We start from the raw sequence: 1462 nt of genomic DNA, 5'->3' as shown, positions 1-1462 counted from the left end.
TCGGCGGTCAGGGCGGCACGGCCCGCATAGCCGCGTGCCAGACCGGCTCCCGCCACATACAGCTCACCCACCACACCCACCGGGACCGGCTCAAGACCGGAATCCAGCACGAACACCCGGGAGTTGGCCACCGCACGGCCGATCGGAACCACCGTGCCCGTGGTTCCTTCGCCCATCGACACGCACACAGTCGATTCGGTCGGGCCGTACGCGTTCACCACCTGACGGCCCGTTGCCGACCACCGGGTCACCAGCCCGATCGAGACGGCTTCGCCCGCCAGCACCACCGATTCCAGGAGCGACAACGAGGAATCGGCGTCCGGAGGCAGTGTGCCGAGCACCGAAGGCGGCAGCGTCACGTGCGTGATGCGCCGTCCCTCCAGCGTTCCTTGCAGGGCCTCACCGGCCAGATGTGCGTCTTCCGGGACGACGAGCGTGGCGCCGTTCGAGAAAGCCATCACTAGCTCCCACACCGCCGCGTCGAAACTGGGCGACGCGAACTGCAGCACACGGCTTGCGGCGGACACTCCGAGCCGTTCCCTCTGGGTGTGCGCCAGACTCGCCACGCCCCGATGCGAGACCACCACGCCCTTGGGAATTCCGGTGGATCCCGACGTGTAGATCACATATGCCGGAGACCCCGGATCCGTCGTCGTGCCCAAGTCCCCATCCGAGAAGCCGGACAGGTCCTGGACGAGAGCTGCCTCGTCGAGCACGACCACGGGAGACGCCTCCGCCAGCATGAAGTCCCGGCGCTCCGCCGGATAATCCGGGTCCACCGGGACGAACGCACCCCGCGCCTTGAGTACGGCGAGAACCGCGACCACCATCTCCACGGAACGCGGGAGGACGACGCCCACCAGCTTCTCCGGGCCCACTCCCTGGGAAACCAGCCACCGGGCCAGGCGGTTGGCGCGACCGTTCAGCTCCCCGTAGGTGAGCGATCGGTGTCCGCACTCCACGGCAACCGACCCCGCAGACCTCCGTACCGATTGTTCGAACAGCTCGGCAAGACCCGCGTCCGGGACCGCGGCAGGCGAATCACCCCACGCCCCGAGAAGCCGTTCACGCTCGGCCCCGGTCACCACCTCCAGACGGCCGACCGGCACGAGCGGATCCACCACGACCTGCTCCAACAACCCGATCCAGCGGGCCAGAAGTCCCTCGATCGACGCACGGTCGAAGAGATCGGTCGAGAACTCGGCATGGATCCGGATGCCGTCCGGGGCACCGGATGCCCCGTGACGCTCATACATTTCGATCAGTACATCGAACCGCGAGGTGCCGGTGCCGATGAACTCGCTCCGTACCTGGAGCTCAGGCAGGCGGAACTCCTCCCGGGGGACGTTCTGCAGCACCATCGCCACTTGGAAGAGGGGGTGGTGGCTGGTGGTGCGGTGGGGGTTGAGGAGTTCGACGAGGTGGTCGAAGGGGATGTCTTGGTGTGTGTAGGCGGTGAGGC

Annotated in this window: 1 protein-coding gene; it reads right to left on the bottom strand. The window is 67.4% G+C overall.

Annotated elements, in window-relative coordinates; genetic code table 11:
• The coding region (locus tag AB0B50_RS44640; RefSeq protein WP_362343868.1) for an AMP-binding protein at positions 1–1436 on the bottom strand (1436 nt) is incomplete at its 3' end.
• Between the last annotated feature and the right edge of the window lie 26 nt (positions 1437–1462).

Origin of the sequence: Streptomyces sp. NPDC041068, assembly GCF_040647455.1 — a bacterium.
GTDB lineage: Bacteria > Actinomycetota > Actinomycetes > Streptomycetales > Streptomycetaceae > Streptomyces.
Note: the sequence above shows the minus strand (reverse complement) of the source record. Positions and strands in the feature narration are given on the sequence as shown.